The organism is uncultured Proteiniphilum sp., from assembly GCF_937873925.1.
Lineage (GTDB): Bacteria > Bacteroidota > Bacteroidia > Bacteroidales > Dysgonomonadaceae > Proteiniphilum.
On record NZ_CALNAT010000212.1, the window covers coordinates 1 to 3,200 of the forward strand.

A 3,200-nucleotide genomic window follows, 5' to 3' on the forward strand; every position below is an offset into this window, starting at 1 on the left:
CTTTGTCATCGCGCTTGGTTGAATATTTGCGCATGGCTGTGTAGCTTTTCACCTTGTCCAGCTGTTTCGAACCGTTAAACACAGTTACTTCCAAATCATACAAGAAAGGATCATTAGGCGACCATAACCGGGGATTCGTCGGCATGGACACTTCAACCGGCTGGTTGTTGATAGACTGTCCGGTAGCCACAACACGGGAACCCTCCATCACTTTCACTTCGATCCTATCGGAAGAAGCTGGTTGATTGATAAACGCTTCAACATTTATGATGTTCTTATCGATGTCCGGTGTAATCTTTACATTTTCAATGTACTTCTCCGGAACAGGTTCCATCCATACGGTTTGCCAGATGCCGCTTACCGGAGTATACCATATACCGTGCGGATTATTTACCTGTTTTCCCCGGGGCTGGTATCCCTGGTCGGTTCCGTCCCATACTTTCACGATCATTTTGTTCGCTCCGCTTTTCAAAGCGGGTGTTACGTCAAATGAGAACGGAGCGTATCCGCCGGTGTGTTGTCCTACCTTAACGTCGTTTACCCAGACATCGGCTTTCCAGTCTACAGCTCCAAAATGAAGCAGGATCCTGTTGTTTTTCCAGTTGGAAGGAACGGTGAACTCCCGTTGATACCAGAGCTCGTTCTCGCTTCCTAATCTTTTCTGCACGCCCGACAAACTCGATTCAACAGCAAACGGAACAAGGATTTTTCCATCGAAAGAAGTCGGGGTTTGTTTACCGACCGGTAAAATGGCATAATCCCACAATCCATTGAGGTTCTCCCATTGGGAGCGCTCCATGATGGGCCGGGGGTATTCCGGCAATACGTTGTCCACATCAATCTGTGAAGCCCAACGGGTTTTAAGCCTGTCTCCCGCCGGTTTCCACTGAGCGGAAAGTGAAAGCGTTGTTGCAAGCAAAATGAATACGACTAACTTTGATTTCATGCTGATATTATTTTAATGAATTAATATTTTTATTCCACGAAAATAGTTATTTTAGAAAGAATAACAAAGGACTCCAGGGAGTAAACGATGTCTAACGGATTCAATACTTGGAAACGGCTAATTTCGGTATCAGGTATTCTTGGGAAATATAGAGTTTATCCACCTCCCCTTCTTGTTTGAATTCTACTTTTCCGATATACATCTTTCGCGGATGTATATTTTTATCGTCATGATGTGCATGAAAAACTATTCGCAGATTCCTCTTTTTATCCCGGAATAATGCGCTATGCCCTACACCGATCAGATTACCGGGTTTCTGCAGCAGGGGATTATTCGGATACTTTGTCCATTCACCCATGATATCCGTGGCGGTAGCGCACCCAACGCCATAGAACGGACTTTCATAGCTGTTTGCAGAATACGTCATGTAATACATACCGTTATGTTTTGTTACGAAAGCACCTTCATTTACCCTGGGCCATACTTTTTCCCATTCTTGAGATACATGAATGCACGGATGTAACGTTTGCTTTTTGATGGTTATCAGATCCTCTTCCAGTTCTGCGACCCAGATATTTAGCCCGTCATTAAACCGATCGAAGAAAAGGTAAGGAGTTCCGTCATCATCGATAAACAGAGAATTATCAATTGTCTTTTCACCTTCCAGCATCGGTTTTTTTACCTCTTGGATAAACGGACCCAGCGGAGAATCAGAAGTTGCCGCACACATATGTTCTTCTGCCGTATAATACATGTAAAACTTTCCGTTTACGGAATATACTTCAGGCGCCCAAAACCATTTCTCACCAAAAGAGTTATCCTTGTGCAAGGCGAGAGCCGGAGCCTTTTTCCACTCTTCAAGATTGTCTGATGTGTATACTTCAATTCCATCTTCAGCCTGAGTGCCGTAAGCGTAATATACGCCTTGATGCAGCATGATAAACGGATCGCCCAACGAAACAGGAGTGGTGTGGCGAATCGTTTCAACTGCCTTGTCAACACCTTTGCAGGACGATACGATTAGGAGCAAACCAATAAACAGCATGTAGCGGTATGTTTTCATCTCTGTTGTAATTTTTAAATACCTCCCCCGGCTAGAGGTAGTCAGTAGGAGAAGCGTAGTTATTTTACGAAAATAGTTAAAATGTTTAAAAAAATAATACTTTTTTGTCAAAAGCCTGTTAGTCCGTTTAATCTAAAAGTTTACAGCCCAGCGATTGTTTTCAGATTTTACTCTTTCAAGGATGGATGCTTGTAAACCCAGGTAAAAAAAAGGCGACCCAAAAAAATGATCGCCCTGCTTTTGTCACAGAAAAATATTATAATTCCTCGTCAATAGCTGCAATTTTTTTCACCAGCAGATCGAGTTCTGATTTTATCTTTTTCATCTTTTGGTTCATGTCGTCCACCAGGTTATTGCCTTTTTTCGACGAGACCGATAAGAAGCCGATGTTGTTTTCGTACGTCTGTAATTCCGTTTTCATACGCTCGTACTGGCGCATCAGCCTTTCGCGTTCGCGCAGCAACTGGCCTTTGGCATTATCCGATCTGGCTATATCGGAGATATTCGACTTAAAGCTGTCCAGTTTCCTGTCGGTCTTGTCAATGTTCAACCTGTCAAACTGAGCTTCTGTTGCATCATAGAACTCTTTGTAAGCCCTGTCCTTGACCTTGAACGGCACGTGTCCGATCCCGTACCACTCATCCATAAGCTCCCTTAACAGCGGCAATGCTTGCTCAGGAGTCAGGGAAACATCCAACTTGTTGATCTTTTCTACTACCTCTTTTTTCTTTTCAAAGTTTTTAGCCTCTTCATCGTGTTGAGTAGAGGTGTGGAGTTTCTTCTGTTCAAAGAAATAATCGCATGCGGAAATAAACCGTTTCCATGTGCTGTCAACATACTTTCGGGGAACGATACCGATCGTTTTCCACTCTTTCTGGATGGAGATCATTTCCTGCGTTGTTTTTTTCCAATCCTGACTATCCTTCAATGCTTCGGCACGTTCACACAGGGCAATTTTCTTTTTCAGGTTTTCCTCCATTTCGCCGTGCATCGATTTGTAGAAATCGTTTTTATTACGGAAAAAGAAGTCACAGGCAGCACGGTAACGGTCGTATATTTTGGTGTTCCATTTTTTTGGCACATAGCCTATCTCACGCCATTGCTTCTGAATATCAAGAACTTCCTTGATCTTGTTGTTCCAATCCCTAACGGAGTTTAATTTCGAATAGTCGATGGCTTCAAGCGTTTCGC

General features: G+C 43.3%; 3 protein-coding genes. All 3 read right to left on the reverse strand.

The features are described 5' to 3' along the window. The coding region (locus Q0502_RS14305; RefSeq protein WP_366521806.1) for a sugar-binding domain-containing protein at positions 1 to 946 on the reverse strand (946 nt) is incomplete at its 3' end. 100 nt (positions 947 to 1,046) lie between these two features. Next, the gene (locus Q0502_RS14310) at positions 1,047 to 2,009 is read right to left on the reverse strand and encodes a glycoside hydrolase family 43 protein (protein WP_298652040.1); all 963 of its coding nucleotides are present in this window, start codon (positions 2,007 to 2,009) and stop codon (positions 1,047 to 1,049) included. A 256-nt stretch (positions 2,010 to 2,265) separates the two neighbouring features. Beyond that, on the reverse strand, positions 2,266 to 3,200 hold a 935-nt coding region (locus tag Q0502_RS14315; RefSeq protein WP_298652043.1), incomplete at its 5' end, for a DUF349 domain-containing protein.